Raw genomic sequence first — 26,273 nt, 5'->3', positions numbered from 1 at the left:
AGCGCCGCCGCACGTCGGCGACCAGAAAGGCGTGTCCGTGTCGAGGTTCCTCCTGCTCGTGCTCACCCTGTGCCTGGTCCTGGGCACGCAGCCGGCCGAGGCGGCCGACGCCACGACCGGCGCGGCGCCGGTGGCGAGCGCTGCCCAACCGGGGTCGTCGGCGAAGGCCTCGACGCAGGCGCGGCAGGGCAAGGCACGCTGGAAGCGGTGGACGGCCCCTCGCGGCCCGCACTTCAACGACCCGCACCTCACGAAGGGGCACTACCGGATCGAGCGGCGCATCATCCAGACGATCAAGCACGCCCGCAAGGGCTCGACGATCCGCATCGCGGTCTACTCCTTCGACCGGATGCCGGTGGCCAAGGCGCTCATCGCCGCCCACAAGCGCGGGGTCAAGCTGCAGATGCTGCTCAACGACCACTGGGACACCCCGGCGATGAAGGCGGTCCGTGCCCGGATCGGGACCGACCGCACCTCGAACAGCTTCATCTACAAGTGCAAGGCGGGGTGCCGCGCCACCCGCAACGAGTACAACAACATGCACTCGAAGTTCTACTCGTTCTCGCAGGCGGGCAGGTCGAAGGACGTGCTCGCCGTCGGCTCGCACAACCTCACCCGCAACGCCGACATCCACCAGTGGAACGACCTCTACTTCACCTCGGGGGACCACGAGCTGTTCCGCCAGTTCGTCTCGCTCTTCAACGACATGCGCAAGGACTACTCGACGCGCCAGCCCGCGCGCTTCTTCTGCGGTACGCCCGCCAACGGGGTCGCGTGCGACGACTCGGTCGACAAGCACACCGTGTGGGCGTTCCCGAAGCCGTCCGGACCGAAGAACGACGTGGTCCTCGACGTGCTCCGCAAGGTCCAGTGCCTCACACCGACCTCCTCGGGCGGGCGTACCCGCACCAGGCTGAACCTGTCGATGCACACCATGCGCGGCAAGCGGGGGGACTACCTCGCCTCGGCGATCCGGCAGAAGCACGCCGAGGGCTGCAAGGTGCGTGTCATGTACGGCCTGATCGGCTACCACACCAAGCGGGTCATCGGCGCTCCGACGAAGCGCGGTCGCATCCCGCTGCGCTCGACCGGCCTCGACTACAACACCGAGGACAACTTCGACCTCAACAACGACGGCAAGGACGACCTGATCCTCGACTACTACAGCCACCAGAAGTACCTGACCGTCCAGGGCACCTACAACGGTGTCCCGGACACCCACATGGTCCTCACCGGGTCCTCCAACTGGGCCAGCCTGAGCACCGGCAACGACGAGGTCCTCATGACGGTGCGCGGCAGGAAGGTGGTGCGCAAGTACGTCAAGAACTTCGACTACCAGTGGAGGAACAAGCGGAACTCACGCAACGCCTACACCACGACCTACGCCAACTTCCGGGTGCAGCGCACCGTCCGGGACGCCGACGGAAGCAGCCGCACCGTCTGGGTGACCGAGCGGCGCCCGATCGTCACGATCGAGCCGGACAACTACCGCACCGGCCCGTACTGGGAGAACGACTGACGTACGCCCGGCGCGACGGTCCCTGCCGGAGTGTCTGCACGCTCGCCGCTCGCGCGTGCCTATGCTCGACCCGCTGCGCCGGCCGATCGGCGCTGGACGTCGTCGCCGGTGGCGGCGCAGCAGAACGGGGAACACGGTGTCGAAGAAGTTGGTGACGGGCCTGGTCGGCCTGTGCCTCGTGGTGAGCGGCGTGCTGGCGGGCGCCGCCCAGGCGTACCCCTCGCAGGACCCGGGGACGGTGACCGCGGCGAAGCCCGGCAAGCCGAGCAAGCCAGGCAAGCCCGGCAAGCCCGGCAAGCCGAGCAAGTGGGACGCGCCGCGGGGTCCGTTCTTCAACGACCCGCACCTGAAGAAGGGGCACTACCGCATCGAGCGGCAGGTCATCCAGACCATCAAGCACACCCCGAAGGGGTCGACGATCCGGATCGCCGTCTACTCCTTCGACCGCTACCAGGTCGCCGACGCGCTCATCGCGGCGGCGCGGCGCGGCGTGAAGGTGCAGATGCTCCTCAACGACCACTGGGACACCCCGGCCATGCGGCGCATCCGGGCGGTCATCGGCACCGACCGGCGCAAGAGCAGCTTCATCTACAAGTGCAAGCAGAGCTGCCGCGGCGCGGCCAACGAGCTCAACAACCTGCACTCCAAGTTCTACCTCTTCAGCCAGGCCGGTCGGACCGAGGACGTGATCGCCGTCGGGTCGGCGAACATGACGAGGAACGCCGACATCCACCAGTGGAACGACCTCTACTTCACCTCCGGCGACCACGGACTCTTCCGCGAGTTCGTCTCGCTCTTCAACGACATGAAGAAGGACTACTCCGTGCGGCAGGAGCCGCGGACCTTCTGCGGGGGCGCACCGGTGACCGGGGTGTGCGACGACTCCGTCGACAAGCACACGGTCGTGGCGTTCCCGCGGCTGTCGGGCCCCAAGAACGACCTCGTGCTCACCATGCTCGACCGCGTCCAGTGCCTGACCCCCGACGGGGCCGGCGGACAGACCCGCACCAAGCTGGCGCTCTCGATGCACACCATGCGAGGTGCGCGCGGTGACTACCTCGCCGCGGCGATCCGCAAGAAGTACGCCCAGGGCTGCGACGTGCGGGTGATGTTCGGCCTGATCGGCTACCACACCAAGGGAGTCATCGCGGCGCCCACGCCGCGCGGGCGCATCCCCCTGCGATCCACCGGGATGGACTACAACACCGACGACAACTTCGACCTCAACTCCGACGGCGTCGACGACCTGATCCTGGACTACTACAGCCACCAGAAGTACCTCATCGTCCAGGGCACCTACAACGGGGTCCCGGACACCAACATGGTGCTGACCGGATCGTCGAACTGGGCCAGCCTGAGCACCGCGAACGACGAGGTCTGGTTCACGATCCAGGGCGCGAAGGTCGCGAAGAAGTACCTCAAGAACTACGACTACCAGTGGAACAACCCGCGCAACACCCGCAACGCGTACACCACGACGTACGCGAACTTCCGGGTCGCGCGGTGGGTGCGCGACGAGGACGGCACGCTCCGCAAGACCTACGTCACGGTCCGGCGGCCGGTGACCACCCTCGACCGCACCCGCTACCTCGAGGGTCCCTACTGGGAGAACGACTGAGCGGCGCCCCCGGCGGGACCCGACCGGTACGAAACTTCCCGTCCCGACCCGTAACACCCCGGGCGTCGGGGGCGCTGAAGGAGTGAGCGGCCGCGTTCCGTGGGGCCGTCACTGCCACCCGTGCCTCGACCTCCCGCCGAGGCACGGATCCCCCCAGAGGCAGTGCCGGCGCCGAAAACGCGCAGGGCAGCGGCGCGACCCACCCGGGTCGCGCCGCTGCTGCGTCCCGGGCCCGGGTCAGCCCAGCGTGGCGGGGTCGGTGTTGGCGCCGCACACGACGACCGCGACCCGTTCGCCGGGCTCGGGCGTCCACGCGCGGGAGTGGAGGGCGGCATAGGCCGTCGCGGCGCCGTGCTCGGACGCGATCCGGTAGTCCTCCCACAGGGCACGGCGGGCGGCCACGACCGCGTCCTCGTCGACGAGCACCGGCACCGGGGCCTCGGCCTGCGCGGCGGCGTACGCCAGGTCCCCGAGGCGTCGCGCGCCCAGCGAGTCGGCCGCCACCCCGGACACGTCCACGTCCACGGGCCCGCCTGCGTCGAGCGCGCGGTGCAGCGTCGGGCACCGCTCGGGCTCGACCGCGACCACCCGTGCCCGGCCCCGGACCGCCGCGGCGACCCCGGCGTACAGCCCGCCTCCGCCGACGGCGACCACGATCGTGTCGATCCCCGGCTCGTCCTCGAGCACCTCCTCGGCGAGGGTGCCGGCTCCGGCCGCCACCTCCGGCTGGTCGTAGGCGTGGGCGAAGGCGGCGCCCTCCGCGTCGGCGAAGGCGACGGCCGCCTGCTGCGCCGCGGCGAACTCGGTGCCGACGCGACGCACCTCCGCGCCGTAGCGACGGATCCTCTGGACCTTGACCTCGGGTGCGGTCTCCGGCACGAACACGGTCGCGCGGATCCCGAGGTCGCGGGCGGCGTACGCCTGGGCGAGCCCCGCGTTGCCCCCCGAGGCCACGACGACCCCGGCCGCGCCGATCTCGTCGCGCTCGAGGCCGGCGAGCTGGCGGTTGAAGGCGCCGCGGGTCTTGAAGACACCGCAGTGCTGGAGGTGCTCGCACTTGAGCCACAGCCGCCCGTCGCCGGCCGACGCGAGCAGGGGAGTGCGGCGCACCCGTCCCGCGATCCGGTCCCGCGCGGCCGCCACGTCGTCCCTGGAGATCGTCACCCGGTCAGTATCGCGAGACCGCGGCGACGGGGGGTCAGCGGATGGCCAGGGTGGCGGCCGTCACGCAGACGGTGGCGCACAGGACGCCCCAGCCGGCCAGCTTGAGCAGCGGGACCCGCAACCCCGCGGACCGGCAGCGCTGGAGCCACAGGAGCGTGGCGAGCGACGCCCACGGGGTGACGAGCGCACCCGCGTTGACCCCCACGAGCGCGGCGACCAGCCGACGCACGTCGTCGGCGGCGGAGGGCTCGACGAGGAGGTAGGCGGGGAGGTTGTTGACCAGGTTGGCGGCCGTCGCCGACGCCGCGGAGAGGTGCAGGAGGTCGACCGTGCGGGTGCCGGTGCCGACCGCGGGGCCGAGCCAGTCGAGGAGGCCGTCGGCCTGCGCGACCCGCAGCAGGCCGGCCACCAGGACGAACGCCCCCGCCATGAGCCACGGGGGACGTACGTCGCGGAGCAGCTCCGGGGCGCGCCACAGCAGCGCGGCCAGCAGCACGACGGCCGAGCCCAGCGCGACGATCGCGGGCTCGAGGCCCACCGCGAACAGCGGCCCGATGGCGAGGCAGACGACCGACCCGATCACCAGCAGCACCCGGTCGTGCGGGTCGGCGGGCGGCTCGACGTCGTACGACCCACGCAGCGAGCGACGCTGCAGGAGGGCGATCAGGACGAGCGTCGCGGCGACCGCGGCGAGGGCCGGCAGGGCGGCCGTGCGCACGTAGTCGCCGTGCCCGGCGCCGAGGTCCTCGAAGCGGTGCACGGCGAGCAGGTTGGTGAGGTTGGAGACCGGGAGCAGCAGCGACCCGGTGTTGGCGATCCAGAGGGTCGTGAGCGCGAACGGCATCGGCGCGATGCCCGTCTGCTGCGCGACCGCGAGACCGACCGGCGTGAGGAGCACGGCGGTCGTGTCGAGGCTGAGCACGATGGTGCACAGGACGGCGAGGGCCGCGAAGGTGAGCCACAGCAGCGCGACGCGGTGCCGGGCCCGGCGGGCCAGCGCGTGCGCGGCGACGTCGAAGACGCCGGCGAGCTGGGCGACCTCGGCGGTCACCGTGATCGCGACCAGGAACACCGCGACCGGGAGGACCTGGACCAGGACGGGATGGAGGGTCTCGGTCACGGGATCAGGATGAGGTCTTGCGACCGGGGCGGGCCGAGGCGTCCGTGCCCGTGCCGGTGCCGGTGCCCGTGCTCGTGCTCGTCGGGGCGGGGTCGGGGAGCGGACCGAACTGCTGGTTGCAGGTCCACCCGGCGCAGTCGACGAGCTCGCGGCGGCGCAGCTCCAGCGCCGCGCGTACCGCCTCGTAGGCCGGGTCGTCGATCAGGTTGACCATCTCGCCGGGGTCGAGGAGGCGGTCGTAGAGGAAGCCCTCGGCGCCGTCGGTGCCGTAGAGGTAGCGCTCGGTGCGCACCCCGCGGTGCGACCAGCCGTTGCCGAGCGTGCGGCCGGTCTGGACGAGGGTCGTGTCGCGGAAGGACTGGGGCTCGCCGCGCAGCGTCGGCGCGAGCGACGTCCCGTCCACCTGCCACTGCGTCGTCACCCCGGTCAGCGCCGCGAAGGTGGCGGGCAGGTCGACCAGCGTGACGGGCAGGTCCGAGGTCGAGCCGGGAGCGATGCCGGGGCCGCGGACCACGAGCGGCACCTGCAGGGCCTCTTCGGTGAGCACGTCCTTGCCGACGAAGCGGTGCTCGCCGAGGGAGTAGCCGTTGTCGGAGGTGAAGACGATGTAGGTGTCGTCCAGGACGCCCTCCTGCTCGAGCGTCTCCACGAGCGAGCCGACCGCGCGGTCCACGGCCTGCAGGGACTGCAGCCGGGCGGTGTTCTCGGCGCGGACCTCGTCGGGGGAGACCGGGGCACGGTTGCGCAGGTACGACGGCTGGTCGGTGACGTCGTCCTCGTTGAACGCCGGGTCGTCGAAGGACGACGGGCGCTCGTCGAGGAACAGGCCCTCGTCCTGCGGCATTGCCGGCGGCAGGCCGCGCCCGCCCTCGGGCGTGATCCGGTAGTGGGGCGCGAGGTGCCAGGCGTACACCACGAAGGGGTCGCCGGCGCGCGCGAAGTCGCGGACGTCCTCGTTGGTGCGGTCCTCGATCACCGAGGTGATGTAGCTGTCGGTGTAGCGCACCGGGTCGCCGTCGCCGGTCATCGAGAACGTCTGGTAGTCGTAGACGCCCCGCGTCAGGGCGTCCCAGCGCGTCCAGCCGGCCGGACGGACGTCACCGGGGTGGTAGCCGTTGAGGAACTTCCCGACGAACGCCGTGCGGTAGCCCTCGTCGCGGAACCACGCGCTCGCCTCCTGCGACGGGTCGAGCGCCTGGAAGCCTCCGTGCACGCCGCGGTTGTGCTGCACGCCGTTGTTCTGGGCGTACTGCCCGGTCGCGAGCTGGGCGCGGGCGGGGCAGCACAGCGGGTGCGGGGAGATGGCGTCGGTGAGCTCCATGCCCTCGTCGACGAGCAGACGCCGGGTGATCGGCATGTGGTCGAGGTCGTCGTCGCGCATGTCGTCGGTCAGGACGAAGACCAGGTTGGGGCGCTGCGGCTCGGGCGACGAGGCCTGGGTGCCCTGCGCGAGGCTCACCGCGCCGACGCGGTCCGAGCCGGCCCCGTCACCGGTCGCGGTGACCGTGGCGAGGGTGGCGACGAGGACGACGAGCAAGGCAGCGGTGATCGACTGTGCCCACGCTCGCATCTACGTCATTCCTCGCCGGGACCCGCGCGGGTCCTGTTGTCGACCACCCCTGGTTGCGGGCACAGACTAGGGCGGCGCGGGGTCGCTCCCCAAAGCGACACGTCGGCTGTGTCGAGACTGGTCCCGACCGTTACCCTGTCGTCCTCCGGACGTCGCCGGACGACACCCGGATCCGACGGGCGACCGACCCGATCCACCGACCCAGAGAAGGAACGCGCAGCAGCCGCCATGGACGATAGTCAAAGTCCCCGCACGACCGCATCGATCCCGAGGTGCGCGTCGTGACCCCCCTCCTGCTCCTCCTTGTCTCGCTGGCCCTCGTGGCCGCCTGCGGCCTCTTCGTGGCCGCGGAGTTCTCCTTGGTCACGGTCGACCGGCCGAGCGTCGAGCGCGCCGCCGCCGAGGGCGACGAGGGCGCCCGCGGCGTCCAGCTCGCCCTGCGCTCGCTGTCGACCCAGCTCTCCGGCGCGCAGGTCGGCATCACCGTGACCAACCTGGCCATCGGCTTCCTGGCCGAGCCGGCCATCGCCGACCTCATCGACGACCCGCTGGCCGCGGCGGGCGTCCCCGACGGCGTCGTCACGCCGCTGGCGCTGGCCCTCGGGCTGGTCCTCGGCACCGTCGTGACGATGATCTTCGGCGAGATGGTCCCCAAGAACATCGCCATCGCGCGGCCGCTGGAGACCGCGCGCACCACCCAGGGCTTCATGCGCGGCTTCACCGCCCTGACCCGCGGCCCGATCCGCGCGCTCAACGGCTCGGCCAACGCGATCGTGCGTCGCCTCGGCATCGAGCCGCAGGAGGAGCTCCGCTCGGCGCGCAGCTCCCAGGAGCTGGCCTCGCTGGTCCAGCGCTCCGCCGACCAGGGCACCCTCGACGCCGACACCGCCGAGCTCGTCGAGCGGTCGGTGGAGTTCGGCAGCCGCACCGCGGGCGAGATCATGACCCCCCGCGTGCGTACGACGACGGTGGAGGACGGCGACCGCGTGTCCGCCGTCATCGACCTCGCCCGGCAGACGGGCCACTCGCGCTTCCCCGTGCTCGACGCCGAGGACGTCGTCGTCGGCACGGTCCACGTCAAGCACGCCGTCGCGGTGCCCGTCCACGAGCGCTCCACGACGCGGATCAAGCACGTCATGGTCAAGCCGGTGGTCGTCCCCGACAGCCTCCGCCTCGACCCCCTGCTGGCCCTGCTGCGCCAGGACGGCTTCCAGATGGCGATCGTGCTCGACGAGTACGGCGGCCACGCCGGCATCGTGACGCTCGAGGACGTCGTCGAGGAGATCGTCGGCGACATCTCCGACGAGCACGACCGCCTCGGCTCCCGCATCCGCCAGCGCCGCGACGGCAGCTGGACGCTGTCCGGGCTCCTGCGCCCCGACGAGGTCGAGGACGCCACCGAGATCGAGCTGCCCGACCACGAGGACTACGACACGGTGGCGGGCCTGGTGATGCGCGAGCTGGGCAAGATCCCCGAGCCCGGCGACCGCGTCGAGCTCCCCGTGCCGGACCGCACCGACCCCCACGAGCTGCGCGAGCGGCTGGTGACGCTGACGGTCGAGCGGATGGACGGGCTGCGCATCGACCGGCTCGACCTGCGCCTGGTCACGCCGGAGCCGGCCGACGGCACCACCGCCGGCACCACCACCGCCGGCGCCGCCGACGGCGTACCCGCCGCCGCGCAGGAGGTCGCCCGATGAACAGCGACCTGTTCGGAGTCGGCCTGGCGGTCGTGCTCCTCGCCCTCAACGCCTTCTTCGTCGGCGCCGAGTTCGCCCTCCTCGCCGCACGGCGCAGCCAGATCGAGCCGCGGGCGCAGGAGGGCTCCCGGGCCGCCCGCACCACGCTGCGCGCCATGGAGAACGTGTCGCTCGTGATGGCCGGCGCCCAGCTCGGCATCACGGTGTGCTCGCTGGGCCTCGGCGCGATCGGCGAGCCCGCCGTGGCACATCTCCTCGAGCCGCTGTTCCACGCCGCGCACCTCCCGGAGAACCTGCTGCACCCGGTGTCCTTCGTCGTCGCGATGTCGATCGTGGTCTACCTCCACGTCGTCCTCGGCGAGATGGTCCCGAAGAACATCGCGCTCGCCGGGGCCGACCGCGCCGCGATGGTGCTGAGCCCCCCGATGATGGTGATCGTCACCGTGCTGCGCCCGCTCATCGGCGGGATGAACATGATCGCCAACGGCGTCCTGCGGCTGCTGCGCATCGAGCCCAAGGACGAGGTCCACTCCAGCTTCACGCGCGAGGAGGTCGCCGCCCTCGTCGAGGAGTCGCGGGGCGAGGGCCTGATCGAGGCCGACGAGTACGACCGGCTCGCGGGAGCACTCGGCTTCACCGAGAAGTCCGTGTCGTCGATCGTGATGCCGCCCGACACGCTCGCGACCGTCGCTCCCGGGTCCACCGTGGCCGACGTCGAGGCGCTGTGCGCGTCGACCGGGTTCAGCCGGTTCCCGGTGGCGGCGGCCGACGGCACCCTGCTCGGCTACCTCCACATCAAGGACGCGCTGGAGTCCGACGACGACAAGCGCTCGCGGGTCATCGAGGACAAGTGGATCCGCCCCTTCGCCTCGGTCAACCCCGACGACCTCCTCCACGACGCGCTGGAGAGCCTGCAGGTCAAGGGGGCCCACATGGCCCGCGTCGTGCAGCGCGACGGCGAGGTGATCGGCCTGGTGACCCTCGAGGACGTCCTCGAGGAGCTGGTCGGCGAGATCCGGGACGCGGCACACCACGACGTACCCACGGTCGACGCCTGAGTGCTGGATAGGGTCTGACCCGTGTCCGAGGAAGCGACGGAAGCGACCCGCGTCTGGACCGTGCCCAACATCATCAGTGTGGTGCGGCTCGCGGGCGTGCCGTTGTTCCTGTGGCTCGTCCTCGGTCCCGAGCTCGACGCGATCGCGCTGGTCGTCCTCATGGTCGCCGGCTTCACCGACTACCTCGACGGCTGGCTGGCGCGACGCCTCGACCAGTACTCCAAGCTAGGCGAGATCCTGGACCCGGTGGCCGACCGCCTCTACATCCTCGCGGTGGTCGTCGGGCTCTACCTCCGCGACATCATCCCGTGGTGGGTCGCGCTCGCCCTGCCGCTGCGCGACCTGTTCCTGTGGGGGCTGGTGCCGATCCTGCGCACGCGCGGGTTCTCCGCGCTGCCGGTGCACTTCCTCGGCAAGGCCGCGACGTTCAACCTCCTGTACGCCTTCCCGCTCCTGCTGCTCGGCGAGGGGGACGGCATCGTCGCCACCCTCGCGCGCACCTTCGGCTGGGCGTTCGCCTGGTGGGGGATCGGCCTCTACTGGTGGGCCGGCGTGCTCTACGCCTGGCAGGTGCGCACCCTGTTGCGCGACACCCCGCGCCGCACCTCCGCGACGACCGACCATGGCTGAGCCCGGCTCCGGGCCCTCCAGCTCCGGGCCGACCTCGACGGACACGCGGGAGCGCCCGCTGCCCGCTCACGTCACCACGCCGCTGCTGACGCTGATCACCGCGCGGTCGATGGACGAGGACTACGCCCACGTCGCGCAGAAGCGGGCCGAGGCGGGCGAGGAGCGCCCGGCGGTCACCCGACCGCACTGGACGAGCGTCCTGGCCATCGCGGTCCTCGGTGTCCTGGCGGCGATCGTGGCGGCCCAGACCGACCGCCAGGCCGAGGTCGACGAGCTCAGCCGGGCGGCACTGACCGACCAGATCGACTCCCGTCGCTCGGAGCTGCGCGCGCTGCAGAGCCAGGTCGGGGAGCTGACCATCTCCAACGCCAACGCCGCCAGCAACAGCACCACGGTGCAGGGCCAGCTCGACGACCTGCAGTCGCGGGTGCGGCGCGCGGAGCTCAACACCGGCTACGCCCCCGTCCACGGCCCCGGCGTCCGGATCACCGTCGACAGCGCACCCGACGCCGACGTCGACAGCGAGGTCCGCGACGAGGACCTCGCCACGCTGGTCGACGGCCTGTGGGAGGCCGGCGCCGAGGCGATCGCCGTCAACGACCAGCGGCTCAACGTCCTGGGCGGCATCCGCAACACCAACCGCGCGATCCACGTCAACGGCCGGCCGGTCAACGCGCCCTACGTCGTGTCCGTCATCGGCGACAACAAGACCCTGCAGGCGCGCCTGGTGCAGACGAGCGAGGGGGCCGAGTGGTTCGCGCTCGTCAACGGCCTCGAGTTCGTTTACGAGGCCGAGAACGTCGACGACATCCGCCTGCCGGCTGCCCCCGAGCGCCAGCTTCGTGATGTGATCGAGCTCAACGCCGACCCCGACGGGGGACCCGAGGGAGAAGGGAGCTCGCCGTGATCGCCGCACTGGGCCTGCTCCTGGGCATCGTCGCCGGGCTGGTGTTCGCCCCGGACGTGCCGCTCAGCCTCCAGAACTACCTGCCGATCGCGGTCGTCGCCGCGCTCGACGCCGTGTTCGGCGGCCTGCGCGCCTACCTCGACGGCATCTTCGACGACAAGGTCTTCGTCGTCTCGTTCGTCTCCAACGTCGTCGTCGCCGCCGCGATCGTCTACCTCGGCGACCAGCTCGGGGTCGGGTCGCAGCTCAGCACCGGCGTCATCGTCGTGCTGGGCATCCGGATCTTCTCCAACGTGGCCGCCATCCGGAGGCACGTCTTCCATGCCTGACCGGCACCACCCCACGCACCTCCAGGACGCGCACGGCGGCCCGGCCCCGGCCCCGAAGCCCGACGAGCCCGGTCGTGAGCGGCTGCGCCGCGCCCTCGTACGCCCCTCGCGCCGCCAGGCGGTCGTCGCGGTGCTGCTCGCGGTGCTCGGGTTCGCCTTCGTCGTGCAGGTGCGCGACACCCAGGCCAACGACACCTACTCCGGCCTGCGCGAGAGCGAGCTCATCCAGGTCCTCGACGGACTCACCGGGACCGCGGAGCGCGCGAGGCGCGAGGTGGACCGGCTGGAGAGCCGGCGTGACGAGCTGCGCGACGAGAGCCAGGCCCGCGCCGCCGCGCTCGACGAGGCGGAGCAGCGCGTGCGCACCCTCAACATCATCGCCGGCCTCGTGCCGGTCTCCGGTCCGGGGCTGCGCGTCACCATCACCGAGTCGACCAGCCGGGTCGCCGTCGGGTCGCTGCTCGACACGGTCCAGGAGCTGCGTACCGCCGGGGCGGAGTCGATGGAGTTCAACGACTCCATCCGCATGGGGGCGAGCTCGTCGTTCGAGAACGCGGTCGGAGGCATCGAGCTCGACGACCAGCTGCTCGAGCCGCCGTACGTCCTCGACGTCATCGGCGACCCGCACATCCTCGAGACGGCGCTGACCTTCTCCACCGGGCCCGTCGAGACCCTCCAGGAGGACGGCGCCACGGTGACGATCGAGGAGCTCGAGCAGGTCGAGATCACCAGTGTGCGCGACGCGCCCCGACCGGAGTATGCGGAGCTCGGCACCGGCCAGTAGCCTGCCGCACATCGGCGACCCAGCCCACCCGGGCCCACCCACCCAGAGGAGTCCTCGTGTATCCGGAGAACCTGAAGTACACCAGCGAGCACGAGTGGGTCCGTACGCCCGGGGAGGCCGAGGGATCGGTCCGGGTCGGGATCACCGACTTCGCGCAGGACGCCCTCGGCGACATCGTGTACGCCTCCCTGCCGCAGGTCGGCGACCAGGTGACGGCGGGGGAGACCTGCGGCGAGCTGGAGTCGACCAAGTCCGTCAGCGACATCTACGCACCCGTCACCGGTGAGGTCGTGGCGACCAACGCGGCGCTCGACTCGACCCCCGAGCTGGTCAACAGCGATCCCTACGAGGCCGGCTGGCTCTTCGAGGTCGCCGTGGCCGATGCGAGCCAGGTCGACGGCCTGATGGACGCCGCCGCCTACCAGGCCGGTCTCGACGGCTGATCCGTCGCGACCGGTCCGCCCCCGATCCCTGCCCGGCCCCATCGGCGGGCTGGTAGGTTCGGGACAACCGTCAACCTCAACCCTCGGCTGAGGGTTCTGTGTCGATCCGTCGAGGAGTTTCCATGCCGTTCTGCACCGCCTGTGGCAAGCAGAACCCTGACGATGCCCGCTTCTGTGCCCAGTGCGGCACCAAGCTGCTCGGCGGGGAGGACGCGGGCACCGGCCCGGTCGAGCCAAGCCAGGTCGAGACCACCGCGACCATCACGTTCGGTGCCCCCGACCAGCGCGAGTCGTCCGACCGGCAGCTGAGCCCCGTCGACGCCGCGGCCGTCGACGCCCTCCCGGAGGGCCACGCCCTGCTCGTCGTGCAACGCGGCCCCAGCGCGGGCAGCCGGTTCCTCCTCGACACCGAGGTCGTCGGCGCCGGCCGGCACCCCGACAGCGAGATCTTCCTCGACGACGTCACGGTCTCGCGACGGCACGCGGAGTTCCGTCGTTCGGGCACGGGCTACTCCGTCAGCGACGTCGGCAGCCTCAACGGCACCTACGTCAACCGCGACCGCATCGACGCCGTCGAGCTCAACGACGGCGACGAGGTCCAGATCGGCAAGTACCGCCTCGTGTTCTTCTCCTCGCACCCGGCCAGCTGATCCGTGAGTGCCTCGACGCCCTCGGCTGCGGGTCGCGGCGCCCGCTACAACATCGGGCAGGTCCTGGACCAGCTCCGAGCGGACTTCCCGGGCGTGACGATCCCCAAGATCCGCTTCCTGGAGGACCAGGGTCTGGTCAAGCCAGAGCGCACCGCCGCGGGCTACCGCAAGTTCTCCGGGGACGACGTGGCCCGGCTGCGCTACATCCTGCTGATGCAGCGCGACCACTACCTGCCGCTCAAGGTGATCGGAGACCACCTCGACGCCATCGACCGCGGCCTCGAGCCGCCGGCGATCGAGTCGGTGGTCCCGACGGTGCCCAAGGTGGCGCTGAGCTCCGACGGGCTGCCGAGCCCCGAGTCGTTCCGCCGCACCAGCGACCTGCGCCTGTCGCGGCGCGAGCTGCTCAAGGTCGCCGAGATCTCCGAGGACCTGCTCGGCCAGCTCGAGCAGTACGGCCTCGTGCAGGCGCGCACCGGGACCGGCCACTTCGACAGCGACGCGCTCGTCGTGGCGCAGACGGCCAGGGAGCTGGCCGACTTCGGCTTCGAACCACGCCACCTGCGGGCGTTCAAGACCGCCGCCGACCGCGAGGTGGGCCTGGTCCAGCAGGTCGTCGCCCCCCTCGCCCGGGGTCGCGACGCGGCCGCGCGCGGGCGTGCCGAGGACGCCACCGCCGAGATCGCCGCGCTGTCGGTCCGCCTCCACGCCACGCTCGTCAAGGTCGGCCTCGACCGAGGGTGACGCGGCCCCCGGAGCGGTCAGGGGGTCTGAGTAGGGTGGGGCCATGCGCGAAATGGACGTCGTCGGAGTCCGCGTCGAGATGCCCTCCAACCAGCCGATCGTGCTGCTGCGCGAGGTGACAGGGGAGCGCTACCTCCCGATCTGGATCGGGGCGGTGGAGGCCACCGCGATCGCGTTCGCGCAGCAGGGAGTCACCCCGCCGCGGCCGTTGACGCACGACCTGATGCGCGACGTGCTCGCGGCCACCGGCCAGCGCCTCGACGAGGTGCGCATCACCGACATGCAGGACCGGGTGTTCTTCGCCCGGCTCGTCTTCGACGGAGGTGCCGAGGTCGACGCGCGCCCCTCCGACTCGATCGCGCTCGCCCTGCGCACCGGCACCCGGATCCTGTGCGCCGAGTCGGTGCTCGAGGAGGCCGGCCTGGCCGTCCCCGCCGAGCAGGAGGACGAGGTCGAGCGCTTCCGCGAGTTCCTCGACCACGTCTCCCCGGACGACTTCGAGTCGCCCTGAGCACTGGCGACGAACGCTCACCCTCAACCTGAGGTTGAGGGTTTGCGACACGCCGCCCCGTGGATGGACAACCTCCCCTCCCGGGCTTACCTTGAACTGTCTCTGTTGTAACTCCACCGCTGTGGTTGTCGGATCTCCGGCTCCCGGGCGGGCCCTTCCCCCAGGAGTTACCGCTCAGCGGAGGAACTGACCTGGAGGGTCACTGTGGGTAGCAACGAGAACGAGCACGGCGCCGACCGCGCCGAGATGGCGGCTGCTGCCGAGGCGGCGGGCCTCGCCGAGGAGCAGGGACTGCTGTTCGACGACGACGTCTCCCCGCTGCCGAGCGACACCGGCTACCGCGGTCCGACCGCGTGCAACGCCGCCGGCATCACCTACCGCCAGCTCGACTACTGGGCACGCACGGGGCTCGTCGAGCCGAGCGTGCGCGGCGCCGCCGGCTCCGGCTCGCAGCGGCTCTACTCCTTCCGCGACATCCTGATCCTCAAGGTCGTCAAGCGCCTGCTGGACGCCGGGATCTCGCTGCAGCAGATCCGCACCGCCACGGCGCACCTGCGCGAGCGCGGCACCGACGACCTGACGCGCGTGACGCTCATGAGCGACGGCGCGTCCGTCTACGAGTGCACCAGCAACGACGAGGTCATCGACCTCCTGCAGGGCGGCCAGGGCGTCTTCGGCATCGCCATCGGCGGCGTGTGGCGCGAGATCGAGGGCACCCTCGCCGAGCTGCCGTCGGAGCGCACCGCCGCGGAGCCCGGCGCCGAGGTCCCGGGCGACGAGCTCGCGGCCCGACGTGCCGCCCGCCAGACCGGCTGACACCCCGACACCACCCGATCCTTCGCGCTGAAGCCGCCCGGCCACCGGGCGGCTTCACGCATTTCTGCGGCGGGTCGCTAAACTGCGGGTGCCGACATCCCGTGCGGGAGAGTCGTTGCGGCAGGTCCTCCGGACGGGTCGCAGTGCGCCGAAGGGGCAAATCCTCCCGGAACCTCTCAGGCATCCAGGACCGCACGGGTTGGCACTCTGGAGGCCTCCCGGCTGACAGAGGGGAGGTCATCCGAGTGACCTCAAGGAGTGCCCGTGCCGGACGCCACCCCCGTTGTGAGCCCTGACGCCACCCCCTCGCCCGAGACGTCGCACGACGCGTCGGCGCTCGGCGAGTTCGTCGCCCGCCACATCGGACCCGACGACGCCGCCGTGGCACACATGCTCGACGCGATCGGCCACGAGTCGCTGGAGTCGCTCATGGCGGCAGCCGTGCCCGGTGGCATCCGCACGGCCGCGGCCCTCGACCTCCCCGACCCCCTCGACGAGGAGGCCACCGCCCGCGCGCTGCGCACGCTCGCGTCGCAGAACCGTCCGGCCGAGGCGATGATCGGCCTCGGCTACCACGCCACGATCACGCCGCCCGTCATCCGGCGCAACGTGCTGGAGGACCCCTCCTGGTACACCGCCTACACGCCCTACCAGCCCGAGATCTCCCAGGGCCGGCTCGAGGCGCTGCTCAACTTCCAGACCGTCGTGGCAGACCTGACCGGCCTGCCCACGGCCAACGCGTCGCTCCTCGACGAGGGCACCGCCGCCGCGGAGGCGATGACCCTCGTACGCCGCGCGCAGCGCACCGCGTCCGGCCCCTTCGTCGTCGACGCCGACGCCCTCCCGCAGACCATCGACGTGGTCCGCACCCGGGCCGCGGGGATGGGGATCGAGGTCGTCGTCGCCGACCTCGACGACGGCCTGCCCGAGGGCGACCTGTCCGGCGTGCTCGTGCAGTTCCCCGGGGCCTCCGGCCGGGTCCGCGACCCCCGACCGGTCATCGACGCCGCGCACGAGCGCGGTGCGCTGGCCGTGGTCGCCGCCGACCTCCTGGCGCTCGCGCTGCTCGAGGCGCCCGGCACCTTCGGCGCCGACGTCGTGGTCGGCTCGTCGCAGCGCTTCGGCGTGCCGCTGTTCTACGGCGGCCCCCACGCCGGCTTCATGTCCGTGTCCGCAGGACTCGAGCGCCACCTCCCGGGCCGCCTGGTCGGTGTCTCCGTCGACGCGGAGGGGCGGCCGGCGTACCGGCTCGCCCTGCAGACCCGCGAGCAGCACATCCGTCGCGACAAGGCGACGTCCAACATCTGCACCGCGCAGGTGCTGCTCGCCGTCGTGGCGTCGATGTACGCCGTCTACCACGGTCCCGACGGGCTGCGTCGGATCGCTCGGCGCACCCACGACCACGCCAGCCGGATCGCGGCCGCGCTGCGGGCCGGGGGAGCGGAGGTCGTCAACGACACCTGGTTCGACACCCTCACCGTGGCCGTCCCGGGCCGCGCGGGCGACGTCGTCGCCGCGGCCCGCCAGGTCGGGCTGCACCTGCGCCTGATCGACGAGGACCACGTGGGCCTGTCGACGTCGGAGCGCACCAGCCCCTCGACGGTCGCCGCCGTGCTGAGGGCCTTCGGCGTGACCGCGGTCGACGACGCCGCGTCCGGCCTGCCGGAGGGCCTGCGCCGCAGCACCGACTTCCTCACCCACGAGGTCTTCAACTCCCACCACAGCGAGACGCAGATGCTGCGCTACCTGCACCGGCTCTCGGCCCGCGACTACGCCCTGGACCGCGGCATGATCCCGCTGGGATCGTGCACGATGAAGCTCAACGCCACCACCGAGATGGAGCCGGTCAGCCTGCCGGGGTTCGCCGACCTCCACCCGTTCGCACCCGCCCAGGACGCCACCGGCTACCGCGAGCTCGTCGACGACGTCGAGCGCTGGCTCGCCGAGGTCACCGGCTACGACACCGTGTCCGTGCAGCCCAACGCGGGGTCGCAGGGCGAGCTGGCCGGCCTGCTCGCGATCCGTGGCTACCACCTGGCCAACGGCGACGGCGGTCGCAACGTGTGCCTGATCCCGTCGTCCGCCCACGGCACCAACGCCGCGTCCGCGGTGATGGCCGGGATGAAGGTCGTCGTGGTCAAGGCCTCCGAGGACGGCTCGGTCGACCTCGACGACCTGCTGGCGAAGTGCGACCAGCACGCCGAGACGCTGGCCGCGATCATGGTGACCTACCCCTCGACGCACGGCGCCTACGAGGACTCGATCACCGACCTGTGCAAGATCGTCCACGACCACGGCGGTCAGGTCTACGTCGACGGTGCGAACCTCAACGCCCTGCTCGGCCACGCGCGGCCGGGCGAGTTCGGCGGCGACGTCTCGCACCTCAACCTGCACAAGACGTTCTGCATCCCGCACGGTGGCGGCGGCCCGGGCGTCGGACCGGTCGCCGTGCGCGCCCACCTGGCGCCGTACCTGCCCTCGCACGAGGCGCACCCGGAGTCCGACAAGCGCCACGGCATCGGCGCGATCAGCGCGGCCCCCTACGGCTCGGCGGGGATCCTGCCCATCACGTGGGCCTACATCCGGATGATGGGCGCCGCGGGCCTGACCCGGGCGACCGCCGTGGCGGTGCTGTCGGCCAACTACATCGCCCACCGGCTCGACGAGCACTTCCCGGTGCTCTACCGCGGCCACGGCGACCTCGTGGCCCACGAGTGCATCCTCGACCTGCGCGGCATCTCCAAGGCCAGCGGCGTCAGCGTCGACGACGTCGCCAAGCGCCTCGTGGACTACGGCTTCCACGCCCCGACCATGTCGTTCCCCGTCGCCGGCACCCTCATGGTCGAGCCCACCGAGTCCGAGGACCTCGCGGAGATCGACCGCTTCTGCGACGCGATGATCGCGATCCGCGGCGAGATCGCTCGCGTCGAGGCGGGCGAGTGGACGCCGGAGGACTCCCCGCTGCGCCGCGCCCCGCACACCGCACGCGCGCTCGTCGGTGAGTGGGAGCGGCCCTACTCCCGCGAGGTGGCCGTCTTCCCGCAGGGCGTCGACCCCGACAAGTACTGGCCTCCCGTCGCCCGGATCGACCAGGCGTACGGCGACCGCAACCTGGTCTGCGCCTGCCCGCCGCCGGAGGCGTTCGCCGACAGCTGAGCGTGAGGAGGGCCGTACGTCCTAGGGTGCGGTCATGAGCGACCAGCGCCAGCGCCTGCTCGACGTCGCCCAGGCCGAGGGGCGGCTCACCTCCGTGGTCGGCGCGGTCCTCGACCGCTACGGCGCGGTGTGGGCCGGCGGCGCCGGTGACGCACCCGGGCTCGACGGGCAGTACCGCATCGGCTCGATCACCAAGACGCTGACGGCGGTCCTCGTGATGCAGGCGCGCGACGCCGGGCTGCTCGACCTCGACGACCCGCTGTCGAGGCACCTCGGGGACGTGGGGTACGGCGAGGTGACGGTGCGGGACGCGCTCGCCCACACGTCGGGGATGCAGAGCGAGCCGCGCGGCGAGTGGTGGGAGCGCACCCGCGGGGGCGACTTCACCGCCCTCGCCCGCGCCAACGACGGCAGCGGCCGCGTCGCCGGGCCGGGGGAGCTGTTCCACTACTCCAACCTCGGCTACGCGCTCCTCGGCGAGGTGGTCGCGCGCAGGACGGGGGCGCCGTGGCGGGTCCTGGTCGCCGAGCGGCTCCTGCAGCCGCTCGGGATGCGGGCGACGTCCTACCTGCCGCGGCCCGGCGCGCAGCCGGGGTGGAGCGTCGACCACTTCACCGGCATCCGGGTCCACGAGCCGCTGGCCGACACCGGCGCGATGGCGCCCGCCGGCCAGCTCTGGTCCACGCTCGCCGACCTCGTCACGTGGGGCCAGGTCCTCGGCGGCTCGCGCCCCGACGTCCTCGCCCCGGCCACGCTGGAGGAGATGCGGCAGCCGGTGACGGACGACTACGGGCTCGGCCTCATGCTCGGCATGCACCCCGGCGGCCGCCTCGTCGGCCACAACGGGTCGATGCCCGGCTTCCTGGCCGCCCTCCACGTCGACCCCGACAGCGGGATCGGCGCCGTGGTGCTGACCAACGCCACCACGGGCATCGACCCCCGCGCGCTCGCGGTGTCGCTCATCGAGGGGGACCCGGACGCCGACGACACCCGTCCGGCGCCGTGGCGCCCGACCATCGTGCTCCCGCCGGAGGCGCACGGCGTGCCCGGCCTGTGGTTCTGGGGCAACACCGCCTACGACGTGCGCTGGCACAACGAGGGCCTCGAGCTGCGGTCGATGGCACGCGGCAACGTCGTCACCGACCGGTTCGAGGTGGTCGGGTTGCGGTTGGTCGGCACGCTGGGCTACCACCGCGGCGAGGTGCTCGACGTGGTGCGACGTCCGGACGGCGCGATCCGCAACCTCCAGTGCGCGACCTTCGTCTACACGCGTACGCCCTACGACCCCGACGTGGCGATCCCGGGCGGACACCCCCGCTGACCGCTACTGTTGCCGCCGGGTGCTCCGAGGGTGCACCCGCATCCAACGGGGAGGGAACGGACATGGGACTCATCCAGGCGGTCAGCGGTGCCATCGGCGGGACGCTCGCGGATCAGTGGCTCGACTTCTTCGGCGTCCCTGAGGGGCTCGCCCCGACCGCGGCCCTCTTCCCGGCCGTGCGCAAGGACCAGAACGCCGGACGTGGCGCCAACGGCGGCGCCTCCGACGGCGTCATCACCAACGGCTCCAAGATCGTCGTGCCCGAGGGCTACGGCCTGGTGCTGCTCGAGGACGGTGCCTTCACCGGCTTCGCCGCCCAGCCCGGCGCGTACGTCTGGGACTCCGAGGAGAGCGCCTCGCAGTCGGTCTTCTCCGGCGGCGGCCTGGTCGACTCGATCATCAAGCAGAGCTGGGAGCGCTTCAAGTTCGGCGGTCGCCCGGGCTCGCAGCAGACGGCCCTCTTCGTCGCGCTCAAGGAGCTGCCCAACAACCGGTTCGGCACCCAGTCGGAGATCTACTGGGACGACGCGTTCCTCAACACCCAGGTCGGCGCCGTCACGCGCGGCACCTACACGATCAAGATCAGCGACCCGCTGACCTTCATCCGCAACTTCGTCCCCGCCGGGGTGATCAACGGCCGCGGTGTCTTCGACTTCACCGACATGGACAACCCCGCCGGCGAGCAGCTCTTCAACGAGGTCGTCGGCTCCCTCGCGCCGGCGTTCTCGATGTACACCAACGACCCTGCCAAGGGGAACCGGATCAGCCGCCTGCAGCAGGACTCCGTCGGCTTCGCGCAGTCGCTCTCGGCCGCGGTCGAGGAGAACTACCAGTGGCGCACCGATCGCGGCCTCGAGATCGTCAAGACCGCGATCATCTCCATCGAGTACGACGAGAACACCCGCGAGCTGCTCAAGAACGTCCAGCGCGCCGACGCCCTCTCCGGCTCGCGCGGCAACTCCAACCTCCAGGCCTCGGTCGCCGCCGGCATCGAGGCGGCCGGCGAGAACGCCGGGCCGGGCGGCCTGGTCGGGATGGGCATGGCCACCGGGGGGATGGGGCTCGGCGGGCTCCAGCAGCCGGCCGCACCGGCGGCGGCGCCTGCGGCGGCGCCTGCGGCCCCTGCAGCCCCGGCGGCCGACGACCCGGTCGCCGTCCTCAAGCGCGCCAAGGAGATGCTCGACGCCGGGCTGATCACCCAGGACGACTACGACGCGGCGAAGGCCAAGGCGCTGGGACTCTGAGCGCGGTCCACTGAGATGACGCAGGACGCCCAGCCGCCCCGGGACCCGGACGCCCCGGTCTTCGACGGTCCGCCCCTCTCCCTCGAGGAGGAGCTGGCCGCCGCGCGTGCCGAACCCGAGCCCGGGCCCGACATCGACACCGTCAACGCCGAGCTCGCCGATGGGATCAACCGCTGCCCGAAGTGCGGCTCGACCGACGTGCAGCTGCGCGCGTCCACCGGGATGCTCGTGTGCCTGTTCTGCCGCCACCAGTGGCAGGAGGACCGGGTCGAGGAGGAGTTCGGCCTCGGTGTCGGCATCGAGGAGCTCGACGGCACGGTGATCGCCGGCGGCGCCGGCACCATCGCCGCCGACGTCGCGGACCAGGTCACGCTCACGTGCGGCGGCTGCGGGGCCGAGGTCGTGGTCGACACGGCGCACGCGATGAACGCGCGCTGCCACTGGTGCCGCCACACCCTCAACATCAACCAGCAGACGCCGAACGGTGCCGTCCCCGACGCCGTGCTGCCGTTCCGGCTCACGCATGCCGAGGCGGTCGAGCGGATCCGCGAGTTCGCCTCGAAGCGTCGCCTCTTCGCGCACCCGCGCTTCAAGAAGGAGTTCGTCCCGGAGAACGTCCTGGGCGTCTACCTGCCCTACCTCGTCATCGACGCGCGCGCCGAGACGACGTACGTCGGCAAGGGCGAGGTGCAGACCCGCCGCTGGACCGAGAAGAGTGGCGACAACACCGTCACCTACTACGCCGCCGACGTCTACCAGGTGCAGCGCTCGGTGGGGCTCACCGTCGACGACCTCACCATCGAGGGGGCCGCCGACCGCAGGGACTTCGACGGGTCGACGACCAACAACATCATCAACACGATCCTGCCGTTCGACACCAAGAACGCGGTGAAGTGGAACTCCAGCTACCTCGTCGGCTTCACCAGCGAGAAGCGCGACCTCGACGTCGACGACCTGCACCCCGTGATGGAGGAGCAGCTGCTCTCGATCGGGCGCTCGCAGGTGGAGGGGTCCCTCGGCCAGTTCGACCGCGGCGTGCGGTGGGAGGCCGAGCAGGTCGACGTCGGCGGGTCGCGTTGGGTGTCGATGTACCTGCCCGTGTGGCTCTACTCCTACTACCAGGAGAACACCCAGACGCTGCACTACATCGCGGTCAACGCCCGCACGGGCGAGACCATGGGCAGCGTGCCGGTCTCGCAGTGGCGGCTCATCACCGCGGCGCTCACCGTCGGCACGTTCCTCGAGGGCATCGCCGGCGCGATCCTGGTGGCGACGGCATGATCGACGTCGTCGTCATGGCCGGCGACTCGGCCCCGGTCTGGATCCTCGCCGCCGGTCCGGCAGGTGCGGCGGCGACCTACTGGGCGCTCTACCGCTACTACCGCAACACCGACAAGTCGCACGCCTACGAGCGCGACACGATCATCGAGGCCCAGCAGGTGACCGGCGGGCAGGAGAAGGTCGACCACGTCTCCCGGACCCGCAAGTCCAGCATCGACGGCGACAACTCCTCGAAGCACCGCCAGCGGGTCCAGCGGCTTCGCTGACGTCGTCGCGGTCGCGCCCCTGGGTACGCCGGCCCGGGGGCACGGACCGCCACACGTGTCCGCGATGTCGCCCCCGGTACGCCGGCCCGGGGGCCAGGACCGCCGCACGTGTCCGCGAACTTGCCCCCCGTACGCCGACGCGGGGGCCGGAACCGCCGCACGTGTCCGCGATGTCGCCCTTGGTACGCCGGCCCGGGGGCCAGGACCGCTACACGTGTCCGCGATGTCGCCCCTCGTACGCCGGCCCGGGGGCCAGGACCGCCGCACGTGTCCGCGAAGCCGCCCCTCGTACGCCGACGCGGGGGCCAGGACCGCCACACGTGTCCGCGATGTCGCCCTTGGTACGCCGGCCCGGGGGCCAGGACCGCTACACGTGTCCGCGAAGCCGCCCCTCGTACGCCGGCCCGGGGGCCAGAACCGCCACACGTGTCGGCGAACTTGCCCCCGGCACGCCGACGCGGGGACCAGGACCGCCACACGTGTCCGCGAAGCCGCCCCCGGCACGCCGACCTGCGGACGGTCAGACGCCCTGCGACACGCTCGACATGTTGAAGTCGGGGATCCGCAGCGCCGGGGTGGCCGTACGCGAGAAGTAGTCGTCGCCCCACTCGCGGCTGAAGCTCGGCACGGTGGCGGAGGCCGCGCTGAACCTGTTGAGCAGGTCGATCGGGCTCTCGTTCCAGCGGAAGTTGTTGGCGGCGCCGACGATCTCGCCGTCCTCGACGACGTAGACCCCGTCGCGGGTCAGGCCGGTCAGGAGCATCGACTGCGGGTCGACCTCGCGGATGTACCACAGGCACGTGAGCAGCAGCCCGCGCTGCGTGCCGGCGACCAGGTCCTCGATGCTGCCCGCGCCGTCGCCGGTCTCGAGGACCAGGTTGTCGATCATCGGCGTCACCGGTTGACCGGTCATGCCGGCGGAGTGCCGGGTCTGGATCAGGCCGGTCAGCAGGCCGTCGCGGATCCAGTCCGTACGCTTCAGCGCGAGGCCGTTGTCGAAGACCGAGTCGGTGTTGTCCGACGCGCCGGCGATCACGAAGGGCGCGCACTCCAGGCCCGCGTACGCCGGGTCGGAGAACAGGCTCACCCCGGGCGCGGCGACCTTGTCGTGGATCCGGGTCCCGCCGCCACGCCGGCTGTAGACCGACTCGCCCTCGTGGGCGACGCGGGCGCCGGCGCCCCAGTAGGCGTCGATCATCAGGTCGGCCACCGACGACGGGGGCAGGATCGTGTCGTAGCGGCCGGCGGGCAGGTCGATGCGCCGGTCCGCCCAGCCGAGCCGCTGCGCGACCGTCGCGGCCATCGCGGCGGCGTCGACGTCGTTGAAGTCGCGGGTCGCGCCACCGGTCCAGGCCGACCGGGTCAGCGAGGAGTCCTTGGCCGTGCAGGCGTAGTGCCCGGTCGGTTGGGCGTGGCGCAGCCGCAGCCCCCGGGTGGAGCCGAGGTAGGTCGTGGCGACGTCGTGGTTGACGAAGCCGTAGAGGAGCCGGTGCTCGGCCGTAGCCTGGCCGAACGCCTCGCCGAGCGCCGGTGCGAAGGAGTCGTAGACGCCGATGTCGGTGGTCTGCGCCTCGAGGTCCCAGTCGGGAGAGGTGACGTCGGCGACCAGCTCGGCCGCGTCCTCGGCGGGCGAGCCGTTGCGCGCGGCCGCGTCGGCCGCCGCGACGAGGGCGGAGACCTGCTCCGTGGTGGCCGCGCTGCCGGAGACGGAGCCGGTCGCGATGCCGCCGTCCACGGAGGCGAAGCTGACCACGGTGACGGACACCTCGGTCATCACGCCGTTGGTGGTGAGGGTGTTGTTGGCCCAGCGGAGGTTGGCGCTGGTGATGTCGCGGACGATCGCGATGCAGTCGTCGGCCGTCGAGACGGCGAGCGCGTGCTCGACGAGCTGCTGGGGGGAGGTCGTCATCAGTGGCCTGCCTCGTCGATGGTGTTGAGGATGTTGACGCCGCGGAAGAGTGCGCTGGGGCAGCCGTGGCTGACCGCCGCGACCTGGCCGGGCTGGGCCTTGCCGCAGTTGAACGCGCCGCCGAGCACCCAGGTGTCCGGACCGCCGACCGCCTCCATCGAGCCCCAGAAGTCGGTGGTGGTCGCCTGGTAGGCGACGTCGCGCAGCATGCCGTCGAGCCTGCCGTCGGTGATCTTGTAGAACCGCTGGCCGGTGAACTGGAAGTTGAAGCGCTGCATGTCGATCGACCACGACTTGTCGCCGATGACGTAGATGCCGCGCTCGACCCTGCCGATCAGGTCCTCGGTCGTGAGGCCGTCGGTGCCGGGCATCAGCGAGACGTTGGCCATCCGCTGGATGGGGATGTGGCCGGGGGAGTCGGCGTAGGCGCAGCCGTTGGAGCGTCCTGCGTTCAGCTCGGGCTTGAGGTGACCCATCGACCGGTCGAGCTGGTAGCCGACGAGCACGCCGTCGCGGACGATGTCCCAGCTCTGGGTCTGCACGCCCTCGTCGTCGTAGCCGGTCGTGGCCAGCCCGTGCTCCTGCGTGCGGTCGCCCTGGACGTTCATCACGGGGGAGCCGTACTGCAGGGTGCCGAGCTTGTCGTAGGTGGCGAACGAGGTGCCGGCGTAGTTGGCCTCGTAGCCGAGGGCCCTGTCGAGCTCGGTCGCGTGCCCGATGGACTCGTGGATGGTCAGCCACAGGTTGGACGGGTCGACCACGAGGTCGTACGCCCCCGCCTCGACGCTCGGTGCGGTGAGCTTCTCGGCGAGGAGCTCGGGCACCTCCGCCAGCTCGGCGTCCCAGTCCCAGTGGGAGCCGGTGAGGTACTCCCATCCGCGGCCGACCGGCGGGGCGATCGAGGCCATCGAGTCGAAGATGCCGGTGTCGGCGTCCTCGCCGGTGGCCTCGAACCCGGGCTGCAGGCGTACGCGCTGCTGGGTCGTCCGGGTGCCGGCGAGGTCGGCGTAGTACTTGTTCTCCTGCACCTGCTGGAGGAACGCCGTGGCGTGCGCGACTGCCGACCCCGTCCGCAGCCGCTCGGTCCAGTCGACGAGCAGCGCGGCCTTCTCGCGCGTGGGCACGTCGAGCGGGTTGACCTCGTAGCCCGAGATCCAGGTGACGTCGTCGTGGACGGGCTCGGGTGCCAGCTCGACCGGGGTGGAGGTCATGGCCGCGGCGACCTTGGCGACGGAGACGGCCGTCTCGGCGACACGGCGCGCCTCGTCGTCGGTGAGGACGACGCCGGAGGCGAAGCCCCACGCGCCGGCGTGGACCACGCGTACGGCGAACCCGAGGTCCTCGGCGTCGCTGGCGGTCTGCAGCACGCCGTCCCGGGCACCGAGGTACTGGTAGCGGTTGCGTTCGAAGCGGAAGTCCGCGTGACTGGCGCCCAGCTCCTGGGCCCGGGCGAGGGCCACCTCGCCGAGCCGGCGGTGCGGCAGGTCGCTGAAGGTCGGGTCGAGTCCGGGCGCACTCATGGCACGAACCTAG

23 protein-coding genes and 1 riboswitch are annotated in these 26,273 nt (G+C 71.8%); of the genes, 18 read left to right on the top strand and 5 right to left on the bottom strand.

The genetic code is table 11. The features are described 5' to 3' along the window. Positions 1-37 precede the first annotated feature (37 nt). Together F4692_RS16170 and F4692_RS16165 are read left to right on the top strand one after the other, a co-directional pair. Positions 38-1,519, top strand: coding sequence for a phospholipase D-like domain-containing protein (locus F4692_RS16170; RefSeq protein ID WP_179620737.1), 1,482 nt, complete (start codon positions 38-40; stop codon positions 1,517-1,519). Positions 1,520-1,655: 136 nt separating this feature from the next. Beyond that, positions 1,656-3,137 (top strand): phospholipase D-like domain-containing protein, encoded by a 1,482-nt coding sequence (locus F4692_RS16165; RefSeq protein WP_179620736.1) that lies wholly within the window; start codon positions 1,656-1,658, stop codon positions 3,135-3,137. Positions 3,138-3,374: 237 nt separating this feature from the next. Here the strand turns inward: F4692_RS16165 and F4692_RS16160 are convergent, their stop codons facing one another. The 3 genes from F4692_RS16160 to F4692_RS16150 are packed head-to-tail and all read right to left on the bottom strand — an operon-like array spanning position 3,375 to position 6,991. Further along, positions 3,375-4,301: a threonine/serine dehydratase gene (locus F4692_RS16160; RefSeq protein WP_179620735.1), complete on the bottom strand. Its 927-nt coding sequence runs from the start codon at positions 4,299-4,301 to the stop codon at positions 3,375-3,377. A 34-nt stretch (positions 4,302-4,335) separates the two neighbouring features. Beyond that, the gene (locus F4692_RS16155; protein WP_179620734.1) at positions 4,336-5,421 is read right to left on the bottom strand and encodes an ArsB/NhaD family transporter; all 1,086 of its coding nucleotides are present in this window, start codon (positions 5,419-5,421) and stop codon (positions 4,336-4,338) included. A gap of 4 nt (positions 5,422-5,425) precedes the next feature. After that, the gene (locus F4692_RS16150; protein ID WP_179620733.1) at positions 5,426-6,991 is read right to left on the bottom strand and encodes a sulfatase family protein; all 1,566 of its coding nucleotides are present in this window, start codon (positions 6,989-6,991) and stop codon (positions 5,426-5,428) included. Positions 6,992-7,272: 281 nt separating this feature from the next. On the opposite strand from F4692_RS16150, the gene F4692_RS16145 reads away from it, so the two are divergent. From F4692_RS16145 to F4692_RS16070, 16 genes are all read left to right on the top strand, one after another. Beyond that, a complete protein-coding gene (locus F4692_RS16145; protein WP_179620732.1) occupies positions 7,273-8,691 on the top strand; it encodes a hemolysin family protein in 1,419 nt (472 codons plus the stop codon). Beyond that, positions 8,688-9,749: a hemolysin family protein gene (locus tag F4692_RS16140; protein ID WP_179620731.1), complete on the top strand. Its 1,062-nt coding sequence runs from the start codon at positions 8,688-8,690 to the stop codon at positions 9,747-9,749. Before F4692_RS16145 ends, F4692_RS16140 begins: the two co-directional genes overlap by 4 nt. A gap of 21 nt (positions 9,750-9,770) precedes the next feature. Beyond that, positions 9,771-10,379, top strand: a complete 609-nt coding sequence (gene clsA, locus F4692_RS16135; protein WP_179620730.1) for a cardiolipin synthase ClsA — start codon at positions 9,771-9,773, stop codon at positions 10,377-10,379. Next, positions 10,372-11,286 (top strand): DUF881 domain-containing protein, encoded by a 915-nt coding sequence (locus tag F4692_RS16130; protein ID WP_179620729.1) that lies wholly within the window; start codon positions 10,372-10,374, stop codon positions 11,284-11,286. Before clsA ends, F4692_RS16130 begins: the two co-directional genes overlap by 8 nt. Continuing rightward, complete coding sequence (locus F4692_RS16125; protein WP_179620728.1) at positions 11,283-11,615, top strand: small basic family protein; 333 nt, start codon at positions 11,283-11,285, stop codon at positions 11,613-11,615. The genes F4692_RS16130 and F4692_RS16125 overlap by 4 nt, the downstream gene beginning before the upstream one ends. Next, complete coding sequence (locus F4692_RS16120) at positions 11,608-12,399, top strand: DUF881 domain-containing protein (RefSeq protein WP_179620727.1); 792 nt, start codon at positions 11,608-11,610, stop codon at positions 12,397-12,399. The genes F4692_RS16125 and F4692_RS16120 overlap by 8 nt, the downstream gene beginning before the upstream one ends. A gap of 56 nt (positions 12,400-12,455) precedes the next feature. Continuing rightward, positions 12,456-12,842, top strand: coding sequence for a glycine cleavage system protein GcvH (gene gcvH, locus F4692_RS16115; protein ID WP_179620726.1), 387 nt, complete (start codon positions 12,456-12,458; stop codon positions 12,840-12,842). Positions 12,843-12,964: 122 nt separating this feature from the next. Beyond that, positions 12,965-13,492: an FHA domain-containing protein gene (locus tag F4692_RS16110; protein WP_179620725.1), complete on the top strand. Its 528-nt coding sequence runs from the start codon at positions 12,965-12,967 to the stop codon at positions 13,490-13,492. A gap of 3 nt (positions 13,493-13,495) precedes the next feature. Further along, the gene (gene ftsR / locus F4692_RS16105; RefSeq protein WP_179620724.1) at positions 13,496-14,236 is read left to right on the top strand and encodes a transcriptional regulator FtsR; all 741 of its coding nucleotides are present in this window, start codon (positions 13,496-13,498) and stop codon (positions 14,234-14,236) included. 43 nt (positions 14,237-14,279) lie between these two features. Continuing rightward, positions 14,280-14,747, top strand: a complete 468-nt coding sequence (locus tag F4692_RS16100) for a bifunctional nuclease family protein (RefSeq protein ID WP_179620723.1) — start codon at positions 14,280-14,282, stop codon at positions 14,745-14,747. Positions 14,748-14,993: 246 nt separating this feature from the next. Continuing rightward, on the top strand, positions 14,994-15,563 hold the full coding sequence (locus F4692_RS16095) for a MerR family transcriptional regulator (RefSeq protein ID WP_179620830.1): 570 nt from the start codon (positions 14,994-14,996) through the stop codon (positions 15,561-15,563). Positions 15,564-15,657: 94 nt separating this feature from the next. Next, a riboswitch (glycine riboswitch) is annotated at positions 15,658-15,766 on the top strand. An 82-nt stretch (positions 15,767-15,848) separates the two neighbouring features. Further along, the gene (gcvP, locus tag F4692_RS16090) at positions 15,849-18,719 is read left to right on the top strand and encodes an aminomethyl-transferring glycine dehydrogenase (RefSeq protein ID WP_179620829.1); all 2,871 of its coding nucleotides are present in this window, start codon (positions 15,849-15,851) and stop codon (positions 18,717-18,719) included. Between the two features lie 34 nt (positions 18,720-18,753). Further along, complete coding sequence (locus tag F4692_RS16085) at positions 18,754-20,040, top strand: serine hydrolase domain-containing protein (protein WP_179620722.1); 1,287 nt, start codon at positions 18,754-18,756, stop codon at positions 20,038-20,040. Positions 20,041-20,102: 62 nt separating this feature from the next. Next, entirely contained in the window at positions 20,103-21,284 is a 1,182-nt protein-coding gene (locus tag F4692_RS16080; protein ID WP_179620721.1) for an SHOCT domain-containing protein, read from the top strand. 15 nt (positions 21,285-21,299) lie between these two features. Continuing rightward, positions 21,300-22,565, top strand: a complete 1,266-nt coding sequence (locus tag F4692_RS16075) for a TFIIB-type zinc ribbon-containing protein (protein WP_179620720.1) — start codon at positions 21,300-21,302, stop codon at positions 22,563-22,565. After that, positions 22,562-22,831, top strand: a complete 270-nt coding sequence (locus F4692_RS16070; protein WP_218858650.1) for a hypothetical protein — start codon at positions 22,562-22,564, stop codon at positions 22,829-22,831. The genes F4692_RS16075 and F4692_RS16070 overlap by 4 nt, the downstream gene beginning before the upstream one ends. A gap of 520 nt (positions 22,832-23,351) precedes the next feature. Here the strand turns inward: F4692_RS16070 and F4692_RS16065 are convergent. Together F4692_RS16065 and F4692_RS16060 are read right to left on the bottom strand one after the other, a co-directional pair. Continuing rightward, positions 23,352-24,740 (bottom strand): metallopeptidase TldD-related protein, encoded by a 1,389-nt coding sequence (locus F4692_RS16065; RefSeq protein ID WP_179620719.1) that lies wholly within the window; start codon positions 24,738-24,740, stop codon positions 23,352-23,354. Next, positions 24,740-26,260 (bottom strand): TldD/PmbA family protein, encoded by a 1,521-nt coding sequence (locus tag F4692_RS16060; protein ID WP_179620718.1) that lies wholly within the window; start codon positions 26,258-26,260, stop codon positions 24,740-24,742. Before F4692_RS16060 ends, F4692_RS16065 begins: the two co-directional genes overlap by 1 nt. Positions 26,261-26,273 lie beyond the last annotated feature (13 nt).

Origin of the sequence: Nocardioides cavernae, from assembly GCF_013410035.1 — a bacterium.
In the GTDB taxonomy this organism is placed as follows: Bacteria; Actinomycetota; Actinomycetes; order Propionibacteriales; family Nocardioidaceae; genus Nocardioides; species Nocardioides cavernae_A.
This window is presented reverse-complemented; position numbering and strand designations above follow the sequence as displayed.

Excerpts from the sequence above, each read along its gene's own strand:
- F4692_RS16150 (WP_179620733.1), bottom strand. The coding sequence starts at position 6,991 with ATGCGAGCGTGGGCACAGTCGATCACCGCTGCCTTGCTCGTCGTCCTC.
- F4692_RS16140 (WP_179620731.1), top strand. The coding sequence starts at position 8,688 with ATGAACAGCGACCTGTTCGGAGTCGGCCTGGCGGTCGTGCTCCTCGCC.
- F4692_RS16130 (WP_179620729.1), top strand. The coding sequence starts at position 10,372 with ATGGCTGAGCCCGGCTCCGGGCCCTCCAGCTCCGGGCCGACCTCGACG.
- F4692_RS16120 (WP_179620727.1), top strand. The coding sequence starts at position 11,608 with ATGCCTGACCGGCACCACCCCACGCACCTCCAGGACGCGCACGGCGGC.
- F4692_RS16110 (WP_179620725.1), top strand. The coding sequence starts at position 12,965 with ATGCCGTTCTGCACCGCCTGTGGCAAGCAGAACCCTGACGATGCCCGC.
- F4692_RS16100 (WP_179620723.1), top strand. The coding sequence starts at position 14,280 with ATGCGCGAAATGGACGTCGTCGGAGTCCGCGTCGAGATGCCCTCCAAC.
- F4692_RS16095 (WP_179620830.1), top strand. The coding sequence starts at position 14,994 with ATGGCGGCTGCTGCCGAGGCGGCGGGCCTCGCCGAGGAGCAGGGACTG.
- F4692_RS16085 (WP_179620722.1), top strand. The coding sequence starts at position 18,754 with ATGAGCGACCAGCGCCAGCGCCTGCTCGACGTCGCCCAGGCCGAGGGG.
- F4692_RS16080 (WP_179620721.1), top strand. The coding sequence starts at position 20,103 with ATGGGACTCATCCAGGCGGTCAGCGGTGCCATCGGCGGGACGCTCGCG.
- F4692_RS16075 (WP_179620720.1), top strand. The coding sequence starts at position 21,300 with ATGACGCAGGACGCCCAGCCGCCCCGGGACCCGGACGCCCCGGTCTTC.
- F4692_RS16070 (WP_218858650.1), top strand. The coding sequence starts at position 22,562 with ATGATCGACGTCGTCGTCATGGCCGGCGACTCGGCCCCGGTCTGGATC.
- F4692_RS16065 (WP_179620719.1), bottom strand. The coding sequence starts at position 24,740 with ATGACGACCTCCCCCCAGCAGCTCGTCGAGCACGCGCTCGCCGTCTCG.
- F4692_RS16060 (WP_179620718.1), bottom strand. The coding sequence starts at position 26,260 with ATGAGTGCGCCCGGACTCGACCCGACCTTCAGCGACCTGCCGCACCGC.